Origin of the sequence: Sterolibacterium denitrificans, assembly GCF_900174485.1 — a bacterium.
In the GTDB taxonomy this organism is placed as follows: domain Bacteria; phylum Pseudomonadota; class Gammaproteobacteria; order Burkholderiales; family Rhodocyclaceae; genus Sterolibacterium; species Sterolibacterium denitrificans.
Genome location: NZ_LT837803.1, coordinates 1247289 through 1267123, shown reverse-complemented (window position 1 = coordinate 1267123; position 19835 = coordinate 1247289). Strand labels below are relative to the sequence as shown.

Below are 19835 nucleotides of genomic sequence, written 5' to 3'. Positions count from 1 at the left end.
CGCGGGCCTGCGGCGGCCACGGTACACACGGCACCATGTACAATATCCGCATGCTCGACAAACGCGCCCAGACCCTGCTCAAGACCCTGATCGAACGCTATATCGAAGACGGTCAACCGGTCGGTTCGCGCACGCTTTCGCGCCACTCGACGCTGGATCTGTCGCCGGCAACGATCCGCAACGTCATGTCCGACCTGGAAGAGCATGGATTCATCAGCAGCCCGCATACTTCGGCCGGGCGCATACCGACGGCGCGCGGCTACCGGCTGTTCGTCGATTCGCTGCTGACCGTCAAACCGCTGGAGCGCGCCGAAATCCACGAAATCCAGGGCGCGATCCAGCCCGACCAGCCGCAACGCGTAATCAGCCAGGCCTCGCAACTGCTCTCGCAGCTCTCGCACTTTGCCGGCGTCGTCGTCGCGCCGCGCCGCCAGGCGCCACGCATCCGCCAGATCGAATTCCTCGGCCTGTCGGAAAAGCGCATCCTGCTGATCATCGTCACGGCCAGCGGCGACGTACAGAACCGCATCCTGATTCCGCAGCACAGCTACACGGCCGCCGAGCTGACCGAGGCGGCGAACTATCTCAATCAGAATTGCGTCGGTCTCGATTTCGGCCAGGTACGCGAACAGATATACAGCGAACTTGGCCAGTTGCGCAGCGACATGAGCGAACTGATGAACGCCGCGCTTGCGGCCAGCAGCGAAGCCATCACCGAGAGCAGCTCGCAGTATGTGATTTCCGGCGAGCGCAACCTGCTCGAAGTCGCCGACCTGTCCTCGGACATGACGCGCCTGCGCGAACTGTTCGCCCTGTTCGAGCAGAAGACCAGCCTGATGCAATTGCTCGACGTCAGCAACCGTGCCGAAGGCGTGCAGATCTACATCGGCGGCGAGTCGGGCATCGCACCGCTCGACGAATGCAGCGTGATCGCCTCGCCCTACGAAATCGACGGCCAGGTGGTCGGCTCGATCGGCGTCATCGGCCCGACGCGCATGGCCTACGAGCGCATGATTCCCATTGTCGACATCACCGCCAAGCTGCTTTCCGGCGCGCTGTCGAGCAACTGACGCGCATGACGGCAGCCACCGCCAAGACCGCCATCCTGCTGGTCAATCTCGGTTCGCCCGATGAGCCGACGCCAGCCGCCGTGCGCCGCTATCTTGCCGAGTTTCTCTGGGATCCGCGCGTGGTCGAACTGCCGCGCCTGCCCTGGTGGCTGATCCTGCACGGCATCATCCTCAACACCCGCCCCGCCAAGTCGGCTGAAAAATACGCGCAGATCTGGACGCCGGAAGGCTCGCCGCTCAAGGTGCACACCGAGAAGCAGGCCAAGCTGCTGCGCGGCCTGCTCGGCATGCGCGGCCAGCGCGAGATCATCATCGCCTGGGCGATGCGCTATGGTCAACCGGCGCTGGACGGCGTGCTCGACCACCTGGCCGCACAAGGTTGCCAGCGCATCCTCGTCGTGCCGTTGTATCCGCAATACGCCAACAGCACCACGGCGAGCGTCATGGATGCCGTTGCCGCCTGGCAGCGGCGCAACGACGGCGTTGATGTCCGCAGCGTCTGCAACATCCGCAACGTGCGCAGCTTCGCAACCGACCCTGGCTATATCGCCGCGCTGGCCGCCAGCGTGCGCAAGCACTGGCAGACGCAAAACCGCGCGCTGGCCGAAGACCGCCTGCTGCTCATGAGCTTTCACGGCATCCCCAAACGCAGCGTCGAGCGCGGCGACCCCTACCAGCGCGAATGCGAGGCCACCGCGCACCAGTTGGCCACCGCCCTGAATCTCAAGGAAGACCAGTGGCTGCACACTTTTCAGTCACGCTTCGGCCGCGCCGAATGGCTGCAGCCCTACACCCAGCAGACGCTGGAAAAACTGGCGGCCGACGGCGTGCGCCGCGTCGACGTGATCTGCCCCGGTTTCGTTGCCGACTGCCTGGAAACGCTGGAAGAAATCGCGCTCGAGAACAAGGCCGCCTTTCTCGCCGCCGGCGGCAGGGAATTCCATTACATTCCCTGCCTCAACGAAAATCCCGACTGGATCGAAGCGCTCGCCGACCTGAGCCTGCAGCAGCTTGGCGACTGGCTGCCAGCGCCTATCGCCTGAGCGCCGGCAGCCGCCCCCATCGCCCTGCGGGGCTCCGCGCACTTCCTGCCCCTTGAATTCGGTGCCGCCGCGCCCATCTGCAACCATGTTCACGTTCCCCGAAGTCGGAGTCCCGCCATGGCCGCCAGCACCCGCATCATCGTCTGCCCGCACTGCGCAGCCGCAAACCGCGTTCCCGAAGAGCGCCTGAGCGATGGCGGCAACTGCGGCAAATGCAAGAGCGCCTTATTCACCGGCCACCCGGTCGAACTGACTACCGCCAACTTCGGCGCCCACGTCGAGCGCAGCGAATTGCCGGTCGTCGTCGATTTCTGGGCGCCCTGGTGCGGCCCTTGCCGCGCCATGGCACCGGCCTTCGAGCAGGCGGCCACTCGACTCGAACCCCATGTCCGGCTCGCCAAGCTGAATACCGAAGAAGAACAAGCGCTGGCCGCACGTTTCGGCATCCGCAGCATCCCGACGCTGATCGTCTTCGAGCATGGCCGTGAAATCGCCCGCCAGTCGGGCGCCATGGATGCCGGCAGCCTGGTGCGCTGGATCCAGAGCGTGACCTGAAATCCCCCTTTACTCCTCACTCTTCAAGTTCCTGCGCCGGCAGCCGTTAACCCGGTCAACCCGACCTTGCAGGAACTCCCATGAAAATCGATTCATACAGCCTGGACTTTGCCAGTCAGCACGCAGCCAGCTCCAGCCATACGCTCAGGGAATCACTGCGCGCCTGGAGCGGCGACCAGCGTCCCGATTTCGAAGGCAACGCCCGCCAGCCGCGCACGGCGGCCGTGACCGTCATTTCCGAGGCGGCCCTTGCCGCCCAGGCGGCAGACCAGGCGAGACAAACGGCGCAAATCCCGGAAAGCGGCGAAGCCCAGGCCATGCGCGACGGCCTCGAAAGCATCGAGAAGGATCCGCGCCTGCTGTTGATCCGCCAGATGGTGAAAATGCTCACCGGCGAGGACATCAAGGTGTTTTCCGCCGCCGACTTGCAGACGACCGCCACGGACACGGCCAGCATCAGCGCAGCGTCGCAAGCCGGCCAGGCGCCTGCGCGGGCCGGCTATGGCATCGAATACGAGCGCCATGAAATCCGCAGCGAAACCGAACAGACCACCTTTCAGGCCGCCGGCGTCATTCGCACCAGCGACGGCAAGGAAATCAATTTTCAACTGAATCTGCAGATGCAGCGCAGCTACCATGAGGAAAGCCATGTCAGCCTGCGCAGCGGCGATGCCGTGCCCGTGCGCAAGGATCCGCTGGTGATCAACTTCAATGGCAGCGCCGCCGAACTGCAAAGCCAGCGCTTCAGCTTCGACCTCGAAGGCGATGGCAGGCAGGAACAGATCGCCCTGCTCGGCGCCAACAGCGGCTATCTGGCGCTGGATCTCGATCGCAACGGCAAGATCGACTCGGGCAAGGAACTCTTCGGCGTCGAAAGCGGCAACGGCTTTGCCGACCTGGCCCAGTACGACGACGATGGCAACGGCTGGATCGACGAGAACGACGCCATCTACGACCAGTTGCGCGTCTGGACACCCGAGGCTGACGGTGGCGGCAAGCTCGCCACGCTCAGGGAAAAGCAGGTTGGCGCCCTTTACCTGGGCAGCCAGGCCACGCCTTTCGAGTTGCGCGACCAGGCCAACCAGTCGCTTGGCGGCGTGCGCAGCAGCGGCATCTGGCTCAGCGAGAACGGTCAGGTCGGCTCGCTGCAGCAAATCGACCTGACGGTCTGAAGCCGCTGGTCAAAATTTCCGGCCGCCGGCCTCCCGGCTGGGGCCGGAAAATTATTTCCGATCCTCCCCTTGAAAGCCGGCGGAGTATCCCCATTGTGGTTGACTGTTCACGAATAACCGCCACGATAGTGAGGAGTCCCCATGCCGGAAAACACCCCGACCACCGACCAGGCGACACCGCAAGTCGATCCAGCCGTGCCGGAAACCGGCACTCCAGTCGACACCATGCCCAGCCTCGAAGAAGCCCTGCGCATCGCCGAACTGAAATCGCAGGAACATCACGATGCCTGGCTGCGCGCCAAGGCGGAAACCGAAAACGTACGCCGTCGCGCCCAGGAGGACATTGCCAAGGCGCACAAGTTCGCCAGTGAAAAATTCGCCATCGACTTGCTGACGGTCAAGGATAGCCTGGAGGCGGCGCTGACCAACGACAATCAGTGCCTCGAAAACCTCAAGAGCGGCGTCGAGCTGACGCTGCGTCAGCTCTGTGCCGCCTTCGACAAGGCCAATCTGACCGAACTCAACCCGCTCGGCGAAAAGTTCGATCCGAACTGGCATCAGGCCATCGGCCAACTCGATGCGCCCGAAGGCGTGGAACCCAATCACGTAGTGCAGGTGCTGCAAAAGGGCTATGCGCTGAATGACCGCGTCCTGCGCCCGGCACTGGTGATGGTAGCCAAGGGATAGCCAGGGCCGGCGCTTGAAATCCGGCCGCATAACCCCATCTGAATTGCAGGCTTGCGGCAATGAATCTCTCGGAGGGCGCACGGGCCGAGGTGATCTACTCACCTGTGCGACCTCACCGACCCAACTTTTGAAAGGAATCTGAACATGGGCAAGATCATCGGCATCGACCTGGGCACCACCAACAGCTGCGTCACCGTGATGGAAGGCGGCAAGCCCAAGGTCATCGAAAACTCGGAAGGCGCGCGCACCACGCCGTCCATCGTCGCTTACACCGAGGATGGCGAAATCCTCTGCGGCGCGCCGGCCAAGCGCCAGGCCGTCACCAATCCGAAGAACACCGTCTTCGCCTCCAAGCGCCTGATCGGCCGCCGCTTCGACGAGAAGGAAGTGCAGAAGGACATCGACCTGATGCCCTATAGCATCGTCAAGGCCGACAACGGCGACGCCTGGATCGAAGTGCGCGGCAAGAAGATGGCGCCGCCGCAGGTCTCCGCCGAAGTGCTGCGCAAGATGAAGAAGACCGCCGAAGACTATCTCGGCGAGGAAGTGACCGAAGCCGTCATCACCGTGCCGGCCTACTTCAACGACTCGCAGCGCCAGGCCACCAAGGACGCCGGCCGCATCGCCGGCCTGGAGGTCAAGCGCATCATCAACGAGCCGACCGCGGCGGCGATCTCCTTCGGCCTGGACAAGCAGGAAGGGGACCGCAAGATCGCCGTCTTCGATCTCGGCGGCGGCACGTTCGACATCTCCATCATCGACATCGCCGAAATCGATGGCGAACACCAGTTCGAGGTGCTGTCCACCAATGGCGACACCTTCCTCGGCGGCGAGGACTTCGACCAGCGGCTGATCGACTACATCGTCACCGAGTTCAAGAAGGATCAGGGCGTCGATCTCAAGAACGACGTGCTGGCGCTGCAGCGTCTCAAGGAAGCCGCCGAAAAGGCCAAGATCGAACTGTCCAGCTCGCAGCAGACCGAGATCAACCTGCCCTACATCACGGCCGACGCCTCGGGCCCGAAGCATCTGACGCAGAAGATCACCCGCGCCAAGTTCGAGTCGCTGGTCGAGGATCTGATCGAGCGCTCGATCGAGCCTTGCCGCGTGGCGATCAAGGATGCCGGCATCAAGGTCGGCGACATCGCCGACGTGATCCTGGTCGGCGGCCAGACCCGCATGCCCAAGGTGCAGGAAAAGGTGAAGGAATTCTTCGGCAAGGAACCGCGCAAGGACGTGAACCCGGATGAAGCCGTGGCCATCGGCGCGGGCATCCAGGGTGGCGTGCTGCAGGGCGATGTCAAGGACGTGCTGCTGCTCGACGTCACGCCGCTGTCCCTGGGCATCGAAACCCTGGGGCAAGTGATGACCAAGCTGATCCCGAAGAACACCACCATCCCGACCAAGCAGAGCCAGGTCTTCTCGACCGCCGAGGACAACCAGTCGGCGGTGACCATCCACGTCCTCCAGGGCGAGCGTGAAATGGCGCACGGCAACAAGAGCCTGGGCCAGTTCAACCTCACCGACATCCCGTCCTCGCCGCGCGGCATGCCGCAGATCGAGGTGACCTTCGACATCGACGCCAACGGCATTCTGCATGTCTCGGCCAAGGACAAGGCGACGGGCAAGGAAAACAAGATCACCATCAAGGCCAACTCGGGGCTGTCGGAAGACGAGATCCAGCGCATGGTCAAGGATGCCGAAGCCCATGCCGAGGAAGACAGGAAGGCGCATGAGCTGGTCGATGCCCGCAACCAGTGCGACGCCATGGTGCATTCGGTGAAGAAGACGCTGGCCGAACATGGCGACAAGGTTGCCGCCGACGAGAAGGAAAAGATCGAAGCGGCGATCAAGGCAGCCGAGGAAATCCTCAAGGACGCCAATGCCGACAAGGACGCCATCAGCGCCCGGACCGAAGCCCTGGCCACGGCCGCCCAGAAGCTGGGTGAAGCGGTGTATGCCCAGCAACAGGGCGCAGCGGGTGCGGCGGAAGGCGCCTCCGCCTCGGCGGCGGGCGCCCAGGAAGCCAAGGCCGGTGATGCCGACATCGTCGATGCCGAGTTCGAAGAGGTGAATGACAAGAAGTAAGGCGTAAGTGAACGAGGGGGAGGCGGACTCCCCCTCGGGCTTCATTCCTCACGCTTCACTCTTCGCCCCTCACTTCACTCCTCGCCGAATCTCATGTCCAAACGCGATTTTTACGAAATTCTCGGCGTCAATCGGGATGCTACCGACGACGAGATCAAGAAGGCCTACCGCAAGCTGGCCATGAAATACCACCCGGACCGCAATCCGGACAATCCCAAGGCCGAGGAGCACTTCAAGGAAGCGAAGAACGCCTATGAAGTGCTCTCGGATGCGCAAAAGCGTGCCGCCTATGACCAGTACGGCCATGCCGGCATCGACCCGCAAGGCATGGGCGGCGGCGGACCGGGCGGCATGGGCGGCTTTGGCGACGCCTTTTCCGATATCTTCGGCGACATTTTCGGCGGCGGCCGGGGAGGCGGCCGTTCCAGCGTCTATCGCGGCGCCGATCTGCGCTACAACCTGGAAATTTCCCTGGAAGATGCGGCGCGCGGCACCGAAACCCGCATCCGCATCCCGACCATGGAAGAATGCGACGGCTGTCACGGCAGCGGCGCCAGGAAAGGCAGCGAGCCCAAGCCCTGCCCGACCTGCGGCGGCCACGGCCAGGTGCGCATGCAACAGGGCTTCTTCTCGATCCAGCAGACCTGTCCGAAGTGCCACGGCACCGGGCGCTACATTGCCGATCCCTGTGCCGCCTGCCAGGGCTCGGGAAGAATCAAGAAGCACAAGACCCTGTCGGTCAAGATTCCCGCCGGCATCGACGAGGGCGATCGCATCCGCCTCTCTGGCGAGGGCGAGCATGGCGTGAATGGCGGCCCGGCGGGCGATCTGTATGTGCAGATACATCTCAAGCCGCACAACGTCTTCCAGCGCGACCACAACGACCTGCATTGCGAAATGCCGATCAGTTTCGCCGCCGCCGCGCTCGGCGGGGAAATCGAAATTCCCACGCTGGACGGTGCCGCGCGCCTGAAGATTCCGGCAGAAACCCAGACCGGCAAGGTCTTCCGCCTGCGCGGCAAGGGCATCAAGGGCGTGCGCAGCACCAGCCCCGGCGACCTGCTATGTCATGTCGTCGTCGAAACGCCGGTGCATCTGACCGATCGGCAGAAGGAATTGCTGCGCGAGTTCGAGACCATCAACCAGCAGGACACCGGCCGCCACAACCCGCGCGCCCAGTCCTGGATGAACAAGGTCAAAAGCTTCTTCGGCAGCTGAATTGCGGACGTGCCGGATCAGGGCTCAGAACGGTTCGCAGCGATAGAACCCCCGGTAGCCCAGGCATTCCGCCGACCGCCTCGAGTTGTAATACTCGAGGCTCTTGGTCTTGTTGAGCTTGAGGATGCATTCGCGCCAGGCGTCGGTATCGGCCTGGTAACCCAGCTTCTCGCAGGCCGGACCATAGACCTGGATCATTTCCTCGATCTCCTGCTGCATCACGGCCGATCGCTCGGCCGGAGACAGGTTGGCGCATCCCCCGAGCAGGACGAGGGCGAACATGGTGATGACACGCTTGTACATGATGATCCCTCCACTGTGTGACCGCGACATTTTACCGCCCGGCCCGGCCTGCGCGAACATCCCGTTTCATGGCTGGCCAGACAGACGAAACGCGCGCAGCAGTTGCGCCAGCGCCAGGGAACGGCGGATATCCTTGTGCTTCTGCGCCTGTTGCCGGAGCATGGGTTCGAGGCCAAGCAGCCCATCGGTCAGCCTTGCCAGCCGACGCAATGCCTGGGCCACATCGGCGGAGGGGGCCTGACGAAAATAGCCTTGCAGCAGCGACAGTCCCTGCGCTAACCCATTCGTGTCATTCGTACCATCACTCCCATCCACCAGATGATCGACGACCGAATGCAGGGTCAGGATCAGGTCGTAGGCCTGCATCAGGGCCAGGGGCAAGGCCTCGCCCGCGGCTTCCTCGAAATCGATGCGATGGATCTGCCCGCTTCGCCCATCGCTCATGGTGAGATTGCGCACCTGCGCCCCGCCATGCCAGTGGCCGCCCCGATGAAATGCCGCCAGTTCGTCAAACACCCGCTCCAACAGCACCTGCTTCTCCGCCGGAGATACCGTCTGCAAACGCCGTGTCAGATCCTCGCCGCAGAATTCCAGCACCAGATAATCCGCCGTCTGCAGAAAAACGCGCGGCACGCGCACGCCCTGGCCGTGCAGTTGGCGCAGCCGCCGCGCCTCATGGGCAATGTCGCCGGCACGCAGCCGCGCCGGGCGCACGAAGCGGCCAAACAGGATGGCGCAGCCGGCACTGACCAGCCATGAACGCACATGCCGGGCATAGCCGCGCCGGCGGTATTTCACGATGTAGCTCTGGCCGTGATGGCTGATCTTTTCGGTAGCCAGGTCACCGCTCGCCCCGTTCAGCCTGGCCTGCAACAACGTCTGCAGGGAAACCAGGCTGGTGTTGCCGGCAGCAGCGTCCGCGGCTTCGCCTGGCGGGTATTCGGTGGCGTGATCGGCAAGGTCGGGCATGGGCAGGAAAGCGGTATATCAAAGCTATATAATTGGCCGGCTGCTGGTTACTGGCTGCTTGACTGCTTGTCGAGACGAACATGACGATAGACCGCAAGGTATTCGACCAGAATTTCTACCGCGTGAGCTATCTGCTCTCGCGCTTCATGGTGCCCTACATGCGCAGCGTCTATCGTGAATTCGATGGCGACATCCTGCTCAATATCGTCATTGGCGAAATCGGCACTCGCAACCTGGGGCAATTCTACGAGGCCAGCCGCAATAGTAAAACCTTCGAAAGCCGTCTGGGCGATGTCAATGAGCATCGGCGCGTACTGCGTCCCTGCAATGCCCTGTCGATCAGCGATGCCAGCGGTATTCCGCGCGAAACCGTGCGGCGCAAGGTCAATGTCCTGATCGAGCGCGGCTGGGTCAGCCAGAACGAGCGCGGCCATCTCTACCTGACGCCCGAAGTTGCCAAGCACTTCCAGCGCTTTCTGCTCCTCCTGATCGAGGAACTGCTGCCGGCAGCCCAGGAGCTTGCCGAAGTGCTCGAACAACCGCCCATCTTCCCCGAAAGCCGTAGTACCGGCAAACCTGCCGATACCGACTGAGAACCATGCCCCTTGTCGCCGTCCTGCGGATGGCGACAAGGTACCCAGGACGGCGATGACGGGCAGCAGCAAGCGCCATCCCGCACCCACATGATGCTTTGCGCAGCCGGCACCGCCGCGCTGCCTTCCCGCTGCTTTGCTCGCACTTCGCGCGCCAAAGTATTCCAGGCTCATCAAAAATAAACCCAATGTCATTGACAAAGCTTTTCGTTTATATAAGAATGATTCGCATTCTCGTATGACGATGTATTTTTCACCTATCACACCACCTCCCCAGATGGCGGGAACGAAGCGTCTCTCGCCAAAGCAGCCGCTTCGTACGACCAGAAACGCATCAGGAATTCAATCAACAGGAGCCAACATCATGTCTCTGACACCTCCTCCCCATGTTTCGCCGCTTGTCGTGGGAACCATCGCCACCCTGCTCACCACGGGCAATGTCCTCGCGGATGCGAATGCAGACGCGACGCTGCCCACGGTGCGCGTCGAAGCCAGCGCGGAAGCCTCTTCCAAGGAAACATTGCAGGCAACGACGACACGCATCGGCAAGGGCAAGCAGGAATTGCGGGACATTCCGCAATCGGTGACGGTAGTGACCGAGCGGCTGATCGACGATCGCAAGCTCGACACGATGAAGGAAGTCCTTCACAACACCGCCGGCGTCAGCTTCCTGGCCGCCGAGGGCGGCGAGGAAGACATCCGCCTGCGCGGCTTCTCCCTGCAGGCCAGCGGCGACATCTTCATCGACGGCATGCGCGACCCGGCCTTCTACGAACGCGACACCTTCAACTACGACCGCCTCGAAGTCCTGCGCGGCTCGGCTTCGATGCTGTTCGGACGCGGCTCGACCGGCGGCGTGGTGAACCAGGTCAGCAAGGAGCCCAGCTTGCTGAACCGCCATGAAATCACGGCGACCATCGGCAGCGGACGCTATGCGCGTCTCGAAGGCGACTTCAATCTCAAGACGGGCGATAACGCCGCGCTACGGATGAACACGATGTGGACGGGCTCGAACACCTTTGGCCATTACGGCGCTGGCCTCGACAAAAAGGGCTTCGCCGGCATGTACCGCTACGGCATCGGCACCAGCGATGAATTCATGGCGGGCGTATTCCACCTCGACAACCACAATGGCATCAACTACGGCATGCCCTGGCTGACACCGTCGCCGGGTTCGGCCTCCCGCGTGCTGGTCCCGGTCGATCCAAAGAACTACTATGGCATGGCCAGCGACTACAACGCCGGCACGGCCAGCTACGTCACGCTCGGCCACACTCACCGCTTTGCCGACGAAGCCGAACTCAGTACCGCCTTCCGCAGTGGCCGCTTCAAACGCGACCAACGCGCCAGCACCATCCGCTTCGCCGGCGCAGGTCAGCAGCCCGGCGGTCTGGCCGTGACAGGAGAATCGCTCGGCGAGGAAACCGTGCTCACGCGCGGGGCGCCCAACAAGGCCATGAACATCGACACCCAGACGCTGCAAAGCGACTACAGCGACAAGTTCAAGGCTTTTGACAAACAGCATGAGCTGCTGGCCGGCATCGATCTGGGGAAAGACAAATTCACCGGCTTCACGCCGACCTTGCCGACCGGCGTAACGCTGCCCAAGCCGCCCACCACGATCGGCACGCCGGACGACGGCATGAGCGTCGACGAATCGTTGCGCGTCAAGCTGGTCAATCGCGATTTCGAGTCCACGTCCATCGGCGCCTATGCGCAGGACATGGTGCAAATTGCGGAAAACTGGAAACTGCTGGGAGGTCTGCGCTGGGACAGCTTTGAAGGCCGCTACCGCACCTATTCGACTGCCCCTGCCACCCTGGGCCAGATGACCGGGGAACGCTCTCGCTCCGACAACCTCTGGAGCAAACGCATCGGGGTGCTCTACCAGCCCGACTTCCTGTCGTCTTTCCACTTCTCCTACGGCACGTCGTTCAACACCTCGGGCGATGCCTACCAGTACGACGCCCTGGGCTCCAACACGCCGGCGGAAAAAAGCCGCAACATCGAGCTGGGCGCCAAGTTCAATTCCGAAAGCGGTGACCGCATCCTGCGCCTCGCCCTCTTCCACGCGACCAAGTACAACGAGCGCAACCGCGACGAGGAATCCGTCACGCCGACGACCTACCTGTTGTCCGGTGCGCGCCATGCGGCTGGCCTGGAAGTAGACGTGGCCGGGCGCATCGGCCATGACTGGGAAATCTACGCTTCCTATGCCTGGATCCCGATCGCGCGCATCGACAAGGGCGCATCCGATGGGACGACCTTGCTGAGTGGAGAAATGGTGGGCGCGCGCCCCGGCCTGACGCCCAAGCACAGCGGCACCGTGTGGGCCACCTGGAAGGCCAGCAACCAGTGGCGGCTGGGCGGCGGCCTCAATCTGCGCAGCAGCATGGCGCCCCAGCAGGCCGCCAGCATCATGGCGCCGGGATACCTGACCGTCGATCTGATGGCCGAATATGCGTTGATGCGCGACCTGGATCTGAAGCTCAACGTTACCAACGTCACCAACAAGCTTTATGCGGACTTTCTCTACCGCGGCCACTATGTGGCAGGCGCTCCCCGCAACCTGCAACTCAGCGCGACCTACAGGTTCTAGGCGCGCAAGTATCGACAACCGAAGCGACAGGAGATCATCATGAATCGTCGTCATTTTCTTCTCCAACTCAGCGCCGCCCTCGGCGTTGCGGCCTTGCCGTCCCTGGTCAGGGCGCAGGAGAGCGCCGGCATCATGCACGTGGCCGGCGGCTGGCGCATGCACGAACGCGACTATCAGATCGGCGCGCTGCGGGTGGACTGGCAGCAGAACGCGGTGGCCATGCAGTACGCCATCACGGTGCCGACATTGCCGCATGCCATCGTTCCCGAACCCGGCGGCGGCTTCCTCGCCGTCGCCACGCGGCCCGGCGCCTGGCTGATGCGGGTCGATGCCGAGGGGCGTCTCGCCAATCAGTTGTCCATGGCCGACGAAGGAGATGCGCGGACCTTCGACGGCCACGTCATCGCCAGCAACGACGGACAGTGGCTGTACACCGGCGAAACCGATCGCAAGAGCGGCGAGGGTTGGGTCGGCGTGCGCGATGCGCGCGATCTGCGCAAGGTGGCCGAGCATCGCACCCGGGGCATCGACCCGCACCAGATCCTGGTGGACGCCAAGGGGCGGCTGGTGATCGCCAACGGTGGCATTCCGCGAACTCCGACGGGCGCCAAGCGCAATCTGGAACGGATGGATCCGACACTGGTGCATCTGGATGCGGAAAGCGGCGAGCAACTCGGCGTCTGGAGCCTGCGCGACAAGCGCCTGAGCCCGCACCACATCGCCTGGAACCGCCCGCTGGAAGACGGCCCCGTGCTGCTGGGCATCGGCCTGCAGGCCGAGCACGACGATTCCTCGCGGCGCCGGCAAGCCCCATTACTGGCCGTATGGGATGGCCAGGAGCTCACGATTCCGAGTCACATGGTGGCCGATGGCTACGCCGGCGATGTGGCTGCCGGCCCCAATGGCGGCTTCGTGCTCACGGCGCAACATGCCAATCGCATCATGCTGTGGCAGCCACAAAAGCCCGCCGAACTGATGACCATAGGCAATGTGCAGAATCCCTGCGGCCTGTGGCCACTGCAGGACGCGCCCGGCGTCGCGATCGGCGGCGACCTGGGACTGGCCCGCTGGCATCCGGGCGAACCTGCCGGCATGCTGCGCTGGCCGCAAGGCATGGCCGCCGGCAATCACTGGGCGATCCTCGCCTGAGCCCTGCGCTGGCCGGCAGCCGGCAACCGGCGATTCCGTTCAAGCCGGCAGGTAGAAACGCTGACGCAAGGCATCAACTTCGGCCAGCCCCAGCATCTGCAGCAACTCGACGAGCCGCTGCGCGGCCTGTCGCTGCGGCCGCGCATCGTCGCGCCGACGGGCGACGATCAGTTCGTTCTTCAGCGAATGCTCCCAGCCGACCAGCTCGGTCACCGACACCTGGTAGCCATGCGCTTCCAGTTGCAGGCAGCGCAGTACGTTGGTGACGTGGCTACCGAACTCGCGCGTGTGCAGCGGATGGCGCCAGAGTTCGGCAACTGCCCCACGCGCCAGCGCGGCCGCCTTGCCCTGGCGCAGATGCGCGGCGACTTCGGCCTGGCAGCAAGGCACGATCACCAGCGCCCGAGCCTGTTTCTTCAGGGCGAAGTCGATGGCATCGTCCGTCGCCGTATCGCAGGCATGCAGCGCCGTGACCAGATCCGGATGCGCCGGCAGCAGCGGCGAAACGATGGACTCGGCCACTGAAAGGCCATGAAAACGCATGCCGGCAAAGCCCAGCCGCGCGGCCAGATCGCGTGACCGTTCGACCAGATCGGCGCGCCGCTCGATGCCGTGTATGTGGCTGTGCGGCGCATGGAGGCGCACGTAGAGATCGTGGATGATGAAGCCGAGATAGGACTTGCCGGCGCCATGATCGACGATCTGCAGTTCCGCCGGCTGCTGCCGCATTCCCGTGAGCAGCGGCTCGATGAAGTTCATCAGGTGATAGATCTGCTTGAGCTTGCGGCGGCTGTCCTGATTCATCCGGCCATCGCGCGTCAGGATGTGCAGTTCCTTGAGCAGTTCCACGGACTGACCGGGACGGACTTCGTACATCTGCTCCTTGGGTGTGGCGGCTTTCTTCATGTGCGGGAGGCGGATCGTTGAACTGCACGAATGGCAGAAATGACGCAAACGGCAAGTATACCGGCCGCCGCAAGGTATCATGCGGGTCTTGCCGCTTTAGCCTGACTTCCGATTCCTGCCTTCCCATGCACAGCAATGCATTTCATCTTTCCGCCGGCGCGGCCGAAACCGGCATCCGGCTTTGCGACCTGCTCAAGCTGACCGGCATCGCCGCCAGCGGTGGCCAGGGCAAACTGCTGGCGGCCAATGGCGACGTGATGGTGGATGGCCGGACGGAAACCCGCAAGACCGCCCGCATCCGCGCCGGCCAGGTGGTTGAATGCCTGGGCCGGCGCGTCGTCGTGACCGCAGGCAAAGAAGGCTGACATGGCAATCCAGTGGTTTCCCGGGCACATGACTCAGGCGCGCAAGAAGGCCGCCGAAACCATGGCGCAGACCGACGTGGTGATCGAAGTGGTCGACGCGCGCATCCCCGAAGCGAGTTGCAACCCGATGATCCACGAGCTGCGCCGCCATCGGCAGCGCCCCTGCCTGAAGCTGCTCAACAAGGCCGACCTGGCCGATCCCCGGATCACCCGCGCCTGGCTGGCGTATTTCAACGCCCAGGACGGCATCAAGGCCGTCGCCATTTCCTGCAGGAAGGCCGCCGAAGTGGCGCGCATTCCCTCGCTGTGCCAGGCGCTGGCGCCGCACCGCGACGACAATCTGAAGCCCTTGCGCATGATGATCATGGGCATCCCCAACGTCGGCAAATCGACGCTGCTCAACGCCCTGGGCAAGCGGCGCGTGGCGGCCGTCGGCGATGAGCCGGCAGTCACCAAATCGCAGCAGCGCATCGAACTCAGCCCGCGCCAGATCGTGGTCGACACGCCCGGCATGCTCTGGCCCAAGATCGAGCATGCCAGCGACGGCCTGATGCTGGCGGCCTGTCATGCCGTCGGACGCAATGCGGTGATCGACGGGGATGTCGCCATCTTCCTCGCCGGCATCCTGCTGGAACGCTACCCGGCAGCGATCGCCACGCGCTACCGCATCGACACCGCCGGACTGGATGCCGTCGCTGCCGTCGAAGCCATCGCCCGCAAGCGTGCCTGCTTCATCAAGGGGAGCGCGCATGGCCGCGAACTCGATCTGGAGCGGGCGGCGATGATCTTCCTGACCGATTTCCGCGACGGCCTGCTCGGCCGCATCAGCCTGGAGACGCCGGACGGCCGGCATGCCATGCTGGCGGCCGAGGCGGCCGCGCGCGCGGCGCAGCTCGATGACGGCCCGGAATGCGGAATGAAATCGAACCCGAATCCGCAGCAATGAAACGCAAATCGGCACTTCCCGCCAGGATACGGCAGCGCAACGTCGCCATTTTCAGCCGCCTGCGCGAGGCCAATCCCCAGCCGAAAACCGAGCTCGAATACGCAACGCCCTATCAACTGCTGGTCGCCGTCGTGCTTTCGGCGCAGGCCACCGACCGCAGCGTGAATATCGCCACCCGGCCGCTGTTCAAACTGGCGCCCACGCCGGCCGCCATGCTTGGACTCGGCGAAGAGCGCCTGCGTGAAATGATCGGCAGCATCGGCCTCTACCGCACCAAGGCGAAAAACGTCATCGGCCTCTCCCAGCTGCTGCTGGAATGCCACGCCGGTGAAGTGCCCGATGACGCCGCCGCGCTGGAAGCCCTGCCCGGCGTGGGCCACAAGACCGCCAACGTCGTCCTCAACACCATCTTCCACAAACCCGTGATTGCGGTGGATACCCACATCTTCCGCGTGTCCAACCGTACCGGACTGGCACCGGGCAAGGACGTCAAGGCGGTCGAGGCGAAGCTGCTAGAATCGGTGCCTGCCGAATTCATGCTCGACGCGCATCACTGGCTGATCCTGCTCGGCCGCTACATCTGCAAGGCGCGCAAGCCGGAATGCGGGCGCTGCCCGATCAACGATCTGTGCGAGTACCCCGACAAGCTTCTCTGACGGCCGCATCATGTTCAATCCCTCCCGCGACCAGGCGCGACGTTTCTTCATCGAAGCCTGGCACAAGCGTCAGCAGGGCTTGCCGATGACTCAACTGGAACTCATCGCCGCCGACCTCGTGTCCCTGCATCCCGAATACCACGCGCTGCTGGGCGATGCGCAGAACGCCCAGGCCGACATCGACGCGCTGCTGGCCCGCGAATGGACGCCCGAACAGGGCGAAGCGAATCCCTTCCTGCATCTGTCCCTGCACCTGGCCATCGAGGAACAACTGTCGATCGACCAGCCGCCCGGCATCCGCCGGCTGTTCGAGCAACTGAGCCGACAGCATGGCGAACGCCACGCCGCGCTGCATGACGTGCTGGAGTGCCTGGGCGAAACCGTCTGGCGCGCGCAACGCGATCGGGCCGCCCCCGATGGCGCCGCCTATCTGGACTGCATGCGGCGGAAAATCCGCGCGGCAGTGTGAGTAGAATGGCGCGAAATCCGCCCAACCCTGCAACTCCACAACCCTGCAACCCTGCTTTCCCAACCTTCTGACCACAGACGACAGCCCATGCGCTTCACCGGCAGCTCCAACTACATCACCACTCCCGACCTCAAGCTTGCCGTCAATGCGGCCATTGCCCTGCAACGCCCGCTGCTGCTCAAGGGCGAACCGGGCACGGGCAAGACCATGCTGGCCGAAAAAGTTGCCGCCGCGCTCGACATGCCGCTGCTGCAGTGGCACATCAAATCCACCACCAAGGCCCAGCAGGGGCTCTACGAATACGATGCCGTCTCGCGCCTGCGCGACTCGCAACTCGGTGGCGAAGCCGGCGCGCGGGTGCACGACATCGGCAACTACATCGTCAAGGGCGTGCTCTGGCAGGCCTTCGAGATGGATCGCCCGTGCATCGTCCTGATCGACGAAATCGACAAGGCCGACATCGAATTCCCCAACGATCTGCTGCGCGAACTGGATCGCATGGAATTCCATGTCTACGAGACGCGCCAGTTGATCCAGGCCCGCCATCGGCCGCTGATCTTCATCACCTCCAACAACGAGAAGGAGCTGCCCGACGCCTTCCTGCGCCGCTGCTTCTTTCACTACATCAAGTTTCCCGACAAGGAAACCATGCAAAGCATCGTCGACGTGCATTTCCCCGGCATCAAGCAGACGCTGCTGCGCGAAGCGCTGGAAGTCTTCTTCGAGCTGCGCGAGATTCCGGGGCTGAAGAAGAAGCCCTCGACCTCGGAACTGCTCGACTGGCTCAAGCTGCTGATGGCGGAAGACATTCCGCCCGAGGCACTGCGCTCCAGGAATCACAAGGTCAGCGTGCCGCCCCTGCACGGTGCCCTGCTCAAGAACGAACAGGACGTGCATCTGTTCGAACGACTGGTATTCATGGCAAGGAATCATCGATGATGAAGCTGCGCACATACACTCTCACCAAGTTCCTCAACCTTCTACTGTTCCTCGGCCTCCTGGCTTCCGCCCCGGCCAGCGCGCTCGAGAAGGTCACGCTGCAACTGAACGGCTATCACCAGTTCCAGTACGCCGGCTACTACGCAGCGCTCGAACAGGGCTATTACAGCGAAGCCGGTCTGGATGTCGCCATCGTCGAATTCAAGATGGGGATCGACCCCGTGATCGACGTCTATTCCGGCAAGGCGGAATTCGGCGTCAGCAACAGCAGCCTGCTGCTGGCACGCGCCGCCAACAAGCCAGTCGTCGCGCTGGCGGCCATCGGCCAGCACTCCGCCAACGTCCTGTTCGGCCAGCCGCGCGGAAAGGAACAAAAGGAGCAAAAAGAACAGGGAATGCAAGCGCTGACCGGCAAGCGCATCATGCTCGACACGCAGGCCGACAGCGTGCTGGCCCTCCTTGCCAATGAAGGCATGGCAGGCCAGTTCGTCGAACTCACGCACAGCTACGATCCGCAGGATCTGATCAAGGGCAAGGTCGATGCGATGTCCGGCTCGCTACTCAACGAGCTCTATTTTTTCGAGCGCGCGAAGTTTCCTGCCCATATTTACGCACCGCGCGATGCCGGCATCGACTTCTATGGCGACGTTCTGTTCACCTCGGAACACATGGTCAGCGGAGAAGGCGACAAGGTACGCGCCTTCCGCGCCGCCAGCCTGCGCGGTTGGCAGTACGCCATGGCGCACCAGAGCGAAATGGTCGATCTGATACGCAACAAATACGCGCAGCGTCTCGACCGCGACCACCTGCTCTTCCAGGGTCGGCAGATGCAGGCGCTGATGGATCTCGACAGCACGGAAATCGGCAACCAGACTGCCGCGCGCTGGCTGGCAATCGGCGCGGCCTACCTGGGCATGGGCAAGCTGGAGCAAGTGCCCTCGATCGACGGCTTCATCTTCGATCCGACCCCGCCGCCGAAAAAAGCGGGGCCCGACTACAAACTGCTGGCCCTGATCGCTGCCGGCGCCCTGCTGATCGTCCTGTTCCTGCTCGTCACCTTCCGCCTGACGCGCGCGCAATTCGCCCTGCGCATCGAAAAACAGCGCCAGGAAGCCCTGCAGGAACAGCTCAGAGCGAACGAGGAACGCTATCGCGGCCTGTTCATCTCGATGGACAACGGCTTCGCGCTCAATGAAATCATTTGCGACAACGACGGCAAACCGATCGACTACCGCTTCATCGAAGTCAATCCGGCCTTCGAAAAAGTCTCCGGCATGCCGCGCGAAAAGCTGATCGGCAAACGCGCCAAGGAGGTACTGCAGAGCGGCGATGACGACTGGCTCGAACAATTCGGCTCGGTCGCCCTGACCGGCCAGCCGAAGCGCTATGAAAAGTTCTCCCAGAAAACCTGCCGCTGGTTCGCCACCGACTCCTACAGCCCGGCACCCGGCAAGTTTGCCGTCGTCACCCAGGAAATCACCGAACGCAAGCAGATGGAAATCGCGCTCACCAAGGCCAACATCGAGCTGCGCGACAAATATGAGGAAATTTCCCGGCTCCAGGAAAAGCTGCGTGAACAGGCGGTTCGCGATCCGCTGACCGGCCTGCACAACCGGCGTTATCTCGATGAAACCCTGCAGCGCGAACTGGCGCGCGCCAAGCGCGAAAGCTACACGCTCTGCGTGATTCTCATCGACCTGGATTTCTTCAAGAAAGTGAATGACACCTATGGCCACCTGGCTGGCGATGAAGTGCTCAAGGCCTTCGCCCGTCTGCTGCACGACCATGCCCGCGCTGGCGACGTCGCCTGCCGCTATGGCGGCGAGGAGTTCATGCTGATGCTGCCCAAGATGCCGACGGAAACCGCCATCGAACGGGCCAACGTGCTGCGCGAGAAATTCGCCGCCACCAAGGTTCCCTTTGGCGAAGCGGAAATCAGCACGACGCTGTCGATCGGCATTGCCATCTTCCCGCAGCATGGCGGCAACCCCGACGAACTCACCAACAATGCCGACCAGGCGCTGTACGTAGCCAAGAGCGAAGGCCGCAACCGGGCCATCGTCTTCGATCCGGGCAGACCGCCCGCCATTCATGGCTGAACTCCGGCT

19 protein-coding genes are annotated in these 19835 nt (G+C 63.3%); 16 read left to right on the top strand and 3 right to left on the bottom strand.

Features of this window, described 5'->3' with window-relative positions; translation table 11 throughout:
• Positions 1-50: 50 nt before the first annotated feature.
• The 7 genes from hrcA (at position 51) to dnaJ (ending at position 7833) form a co-directional block, all read left to right on the top strand.
• On the top strand, positions 51-1070 hold the full coding sequence (hrcA, locus tag SDENCHOL_RS05795; RefSeq protein ID WP_154717370.1) for a heat-inducible transcriptional repressor HrcA: 1020 nt from the start codon (positions 51-53) through the stop codon (positions 1068-1070).
• A gap of 5 nt (positions 1071-1075) precedes the next feature.
• Complete coding sequence (hemH, locus tag SDENCHOL_RS05790; RefSeq protein ID WP_154716378.1) at positions 1076-2113, top strand: ferrochelatase; 1038 nt, start codon at positions 1076-1078, stop codon at positions 2111-2113.
• Between the two features lie 117 nt (positions 2114-2230).
• Positions 2231-2668 carry a thioredoxin TrxC gene (gene trxC / locus SDENCHOL_RS05785; RefSeq protein WP_154716377.1) on the top strand — a complete coding sequence of 146 codons (438 nt, stop codon included), beginning with the start codon at positions 2231-2233 and terminating at the stop codon, positions 2666-2668.
• A gap of 80 nt (positions 2669-2748) precedes the next feature.
• On the top strand, positions 2749-3840 hold the full coding sequence (locus SDENCHOL_RS05780; RefSeq protein ID WP_154716376.1) for a hypothetical protein: 1092 nt from the start codon (positions 2749-2751) through the stop codon (positions 3838-3840).
• A gap of 141 nt (positions 3841-3981) precedes the next feature.
• Positions 3982-4527, top strand: a complete 546-nt coding sequence (grpE, locus tag SDENCHOL_RS05775) for a nucleotide exchange factor GrpE (RefSeq protein ID WP_154716375.1) — start codon at positions 3982-3984, stop codon at positions 4525-4527.
• Between the two features lie 144 nt (positions 4528-4671).
• Positions 4672-6615, top strand: a complete 1944-nt coding sequence (dnaK, locus tag SDENCHOL_RS05770; RefSeq protein ID WP_154716374.1) for a molecular chaperone DnaK — start codon at positions 4672-4674, stop codon at positions 6613-6615.
• A gap of 93 nt (positions 6616-6708) precedes the next feature.
• Positions 6709-7833 carry a molecular chaperone DnaJ gene (gene dnaJ / locus SDENCHOL_RS05765; protein WP_154716373.1) on the top strand — a complete coding sequence of 375 codons (1125 nt, stop codon included), beginning with the start codon at positions 6709-6711 and terminating at the stop codon, positions 7831-7833.
• Between the two features lie 24 nt (positions 7834-7857).
• On the opposite strand, the gene SDENCHOL_RS05760 is transcribed toward dnaJ, so the two are convergent.
• Together SDENCHOL_RS05760 and SDENCHOL_RS05755 are read right to left on the bottom strand one after the other, a co-directional pair.
• Positions 7858-8136: a hypothetical protein gene (locus tag SDENCHOL_RS05760; protein ID WP_197706851.1), complete on the bottom strand. Its 279-nt coding sequence runs from the start codon at positions 8134-8136 to the stop codon at positions 7858-7860.
• Positions 8137-8202: 66 nt separating this feature from the next.
• Entirely contained in the window at positions 8203-9105 is a 903-nt protein-coding gene (locus tag SDENCHOL_RS05755; protein ID WP_154716372.1) for a hypothetical protein, read from the bottom strand.
• An 80-nt stretch (positions 9106-9185) separates the two neighbouring features.
• Between SDENCHOL_RS05755 and SDENCHOL_RS05750 the strand changes: the two genes are divergently transcribed.
• The 3 genes from SDENCHOL_RS05750 to SDENCHOL_RS05740 all read left to right on the top strand — a co-directional run bounded on the left by SDENCHOL_RS05750 (position 9186) and on the right by SDENCHOL_RS05740 (position 13446).
• Positions 9186-9698: a hypothetical protein gene (locus tag SDENCHOL_RS05750; protein WP_154716371.1), complete on the top strand. Its 513-nt coding sequence runs from the start codon at positions 9186-9188 to the stop codon at positions 9696-9698.
• 364 nt (positions 9699-10062) lie between these two features.
• Positions 10063-12297 (top strand): TonB-dependent receptor, encoded by a 2235-nt coding sequence (locus SDENCHOL_RS05745; RefSeq protein WP_154716370.1) that lies wholly within the window; start codon positions 10063-10065, stop codon positions 12295-12297.
• A 39-nt stretch (positions 12298-12336) separates the two neighbouring features.
• Positions 12337-13446: a DUF1513 domain-containing protein gene (locus tag SDENCHOL_RS05740; RefSeq protein ID WP_154716369.1), complete on the top strand. Its 1110-nt coding sequence runs from the start codon at positions 12337-12339 to the stop codon at positions 13444-13446.
• Positions 13447-13485: 39 nt separating this feature from the next.
• Here SDENCHOL_RS05740 and SDENCHOL_RS05735 read toward each other — a convergent pair whose 3' ends face one another.
• A complete protein-coding gene (locus SDENCHOL_RS05735) occupies positions 13486-14352 on the bottom strand; it encodes a class I SAM-dependent methyltransferase (RefSeq protein WP_154716368.1) in 867 nt (288 codons plus the stop codon).
• A 125-nt stretch (positions 14353-14477) separates the two neighbouring features.
• Here SDENCHOL_RS05735 and SDENCHOL_RS05730 point away from each other — a divergent pair, with 125 nt between their 5' ends.
• The 6 genes from SDENCHOL_RS05730 to SDENCHOL_RS05705 all read left to right on the top strand — a co-directional run bounded on the left by SDENCHOL_RS05730 (position 14478) and on the right by SDENCHOL_RS05705 (position 19826).
• A complete protein-coding gene (locus SDENCHOL_RS05730; RefSeq protein WP_154716367.1) occupies positions 14478-14717 on the top strand; it encodes an RNA-binding S4 domain-containing protein in 240 nt (79 codons plus the stop codon).
• A 1-nt stretch (position 14718) separates the two neighbouring features.
• Positions 14719-15663, top strand: a complete 945-nt coding sequence (ylqF, locus tag SDENCHOL_RS05725) for a ribosome biogenesis GTPase YlqF (protein ID WP_154716366.1) — start codon at positions 14719-14721, stop codon at positions 15661-15663.
• Positions 15660-16319 carry an endonuclease III gene (gene nth / locus SDENCHOL_RS05720; RefSeq protein ID WP_154716365.1) on the top strand — a complete coding sequence of 220 codons (660 nt, stop codon included), beginning with the start codon at positions 15660-15662 and terminating at the stop codon, positions 16317-16319. The genes ylqF and nth overlap by 4 nt, the downstream gene beginning before the upstream one ends.
• Positions 16320-16329: 10 nt before the next feature.
• Positions 16330-16788 (top strand): DUF1841 family protein, encoded by a 459-nt coding sequence (locus SDENCHOL_RS05715; protein WP_154716364.1) that lies wholly within the window; start codon positions 16330-16332, stop codon positions 16786-16788.
• An 87-nt stretch (positions 16789-16875) separates the two neighbouring features.
• Positions 16876-17727: an AAA family ATPase gene (locus SDENCHOL_RS05710; protein WP_154716363.1), complete on the top strand. Its 852-nt coding sequence runs from the start codon at positions 16876-16878 to the stop codon at positions 17725-17727.
• Positions 17724-19826: a diguanylate cyclase gene (locus SDENCHOL_RS05705; protein WP_154716362.1), complete on the top strand. Its 2103-nt coding sequence runs from the start codon at positions 17724-17726 to the stop codon at positions 19824-19826. The genes SDENCHOL_RS05710 and SDENCHOL_RS05705 overlap by 4 nt, the downstream gene beginning before the upstream one ends.
• The last annotated feature ends 9 nt before the right edge of the window (positions 19827-19835 follow it).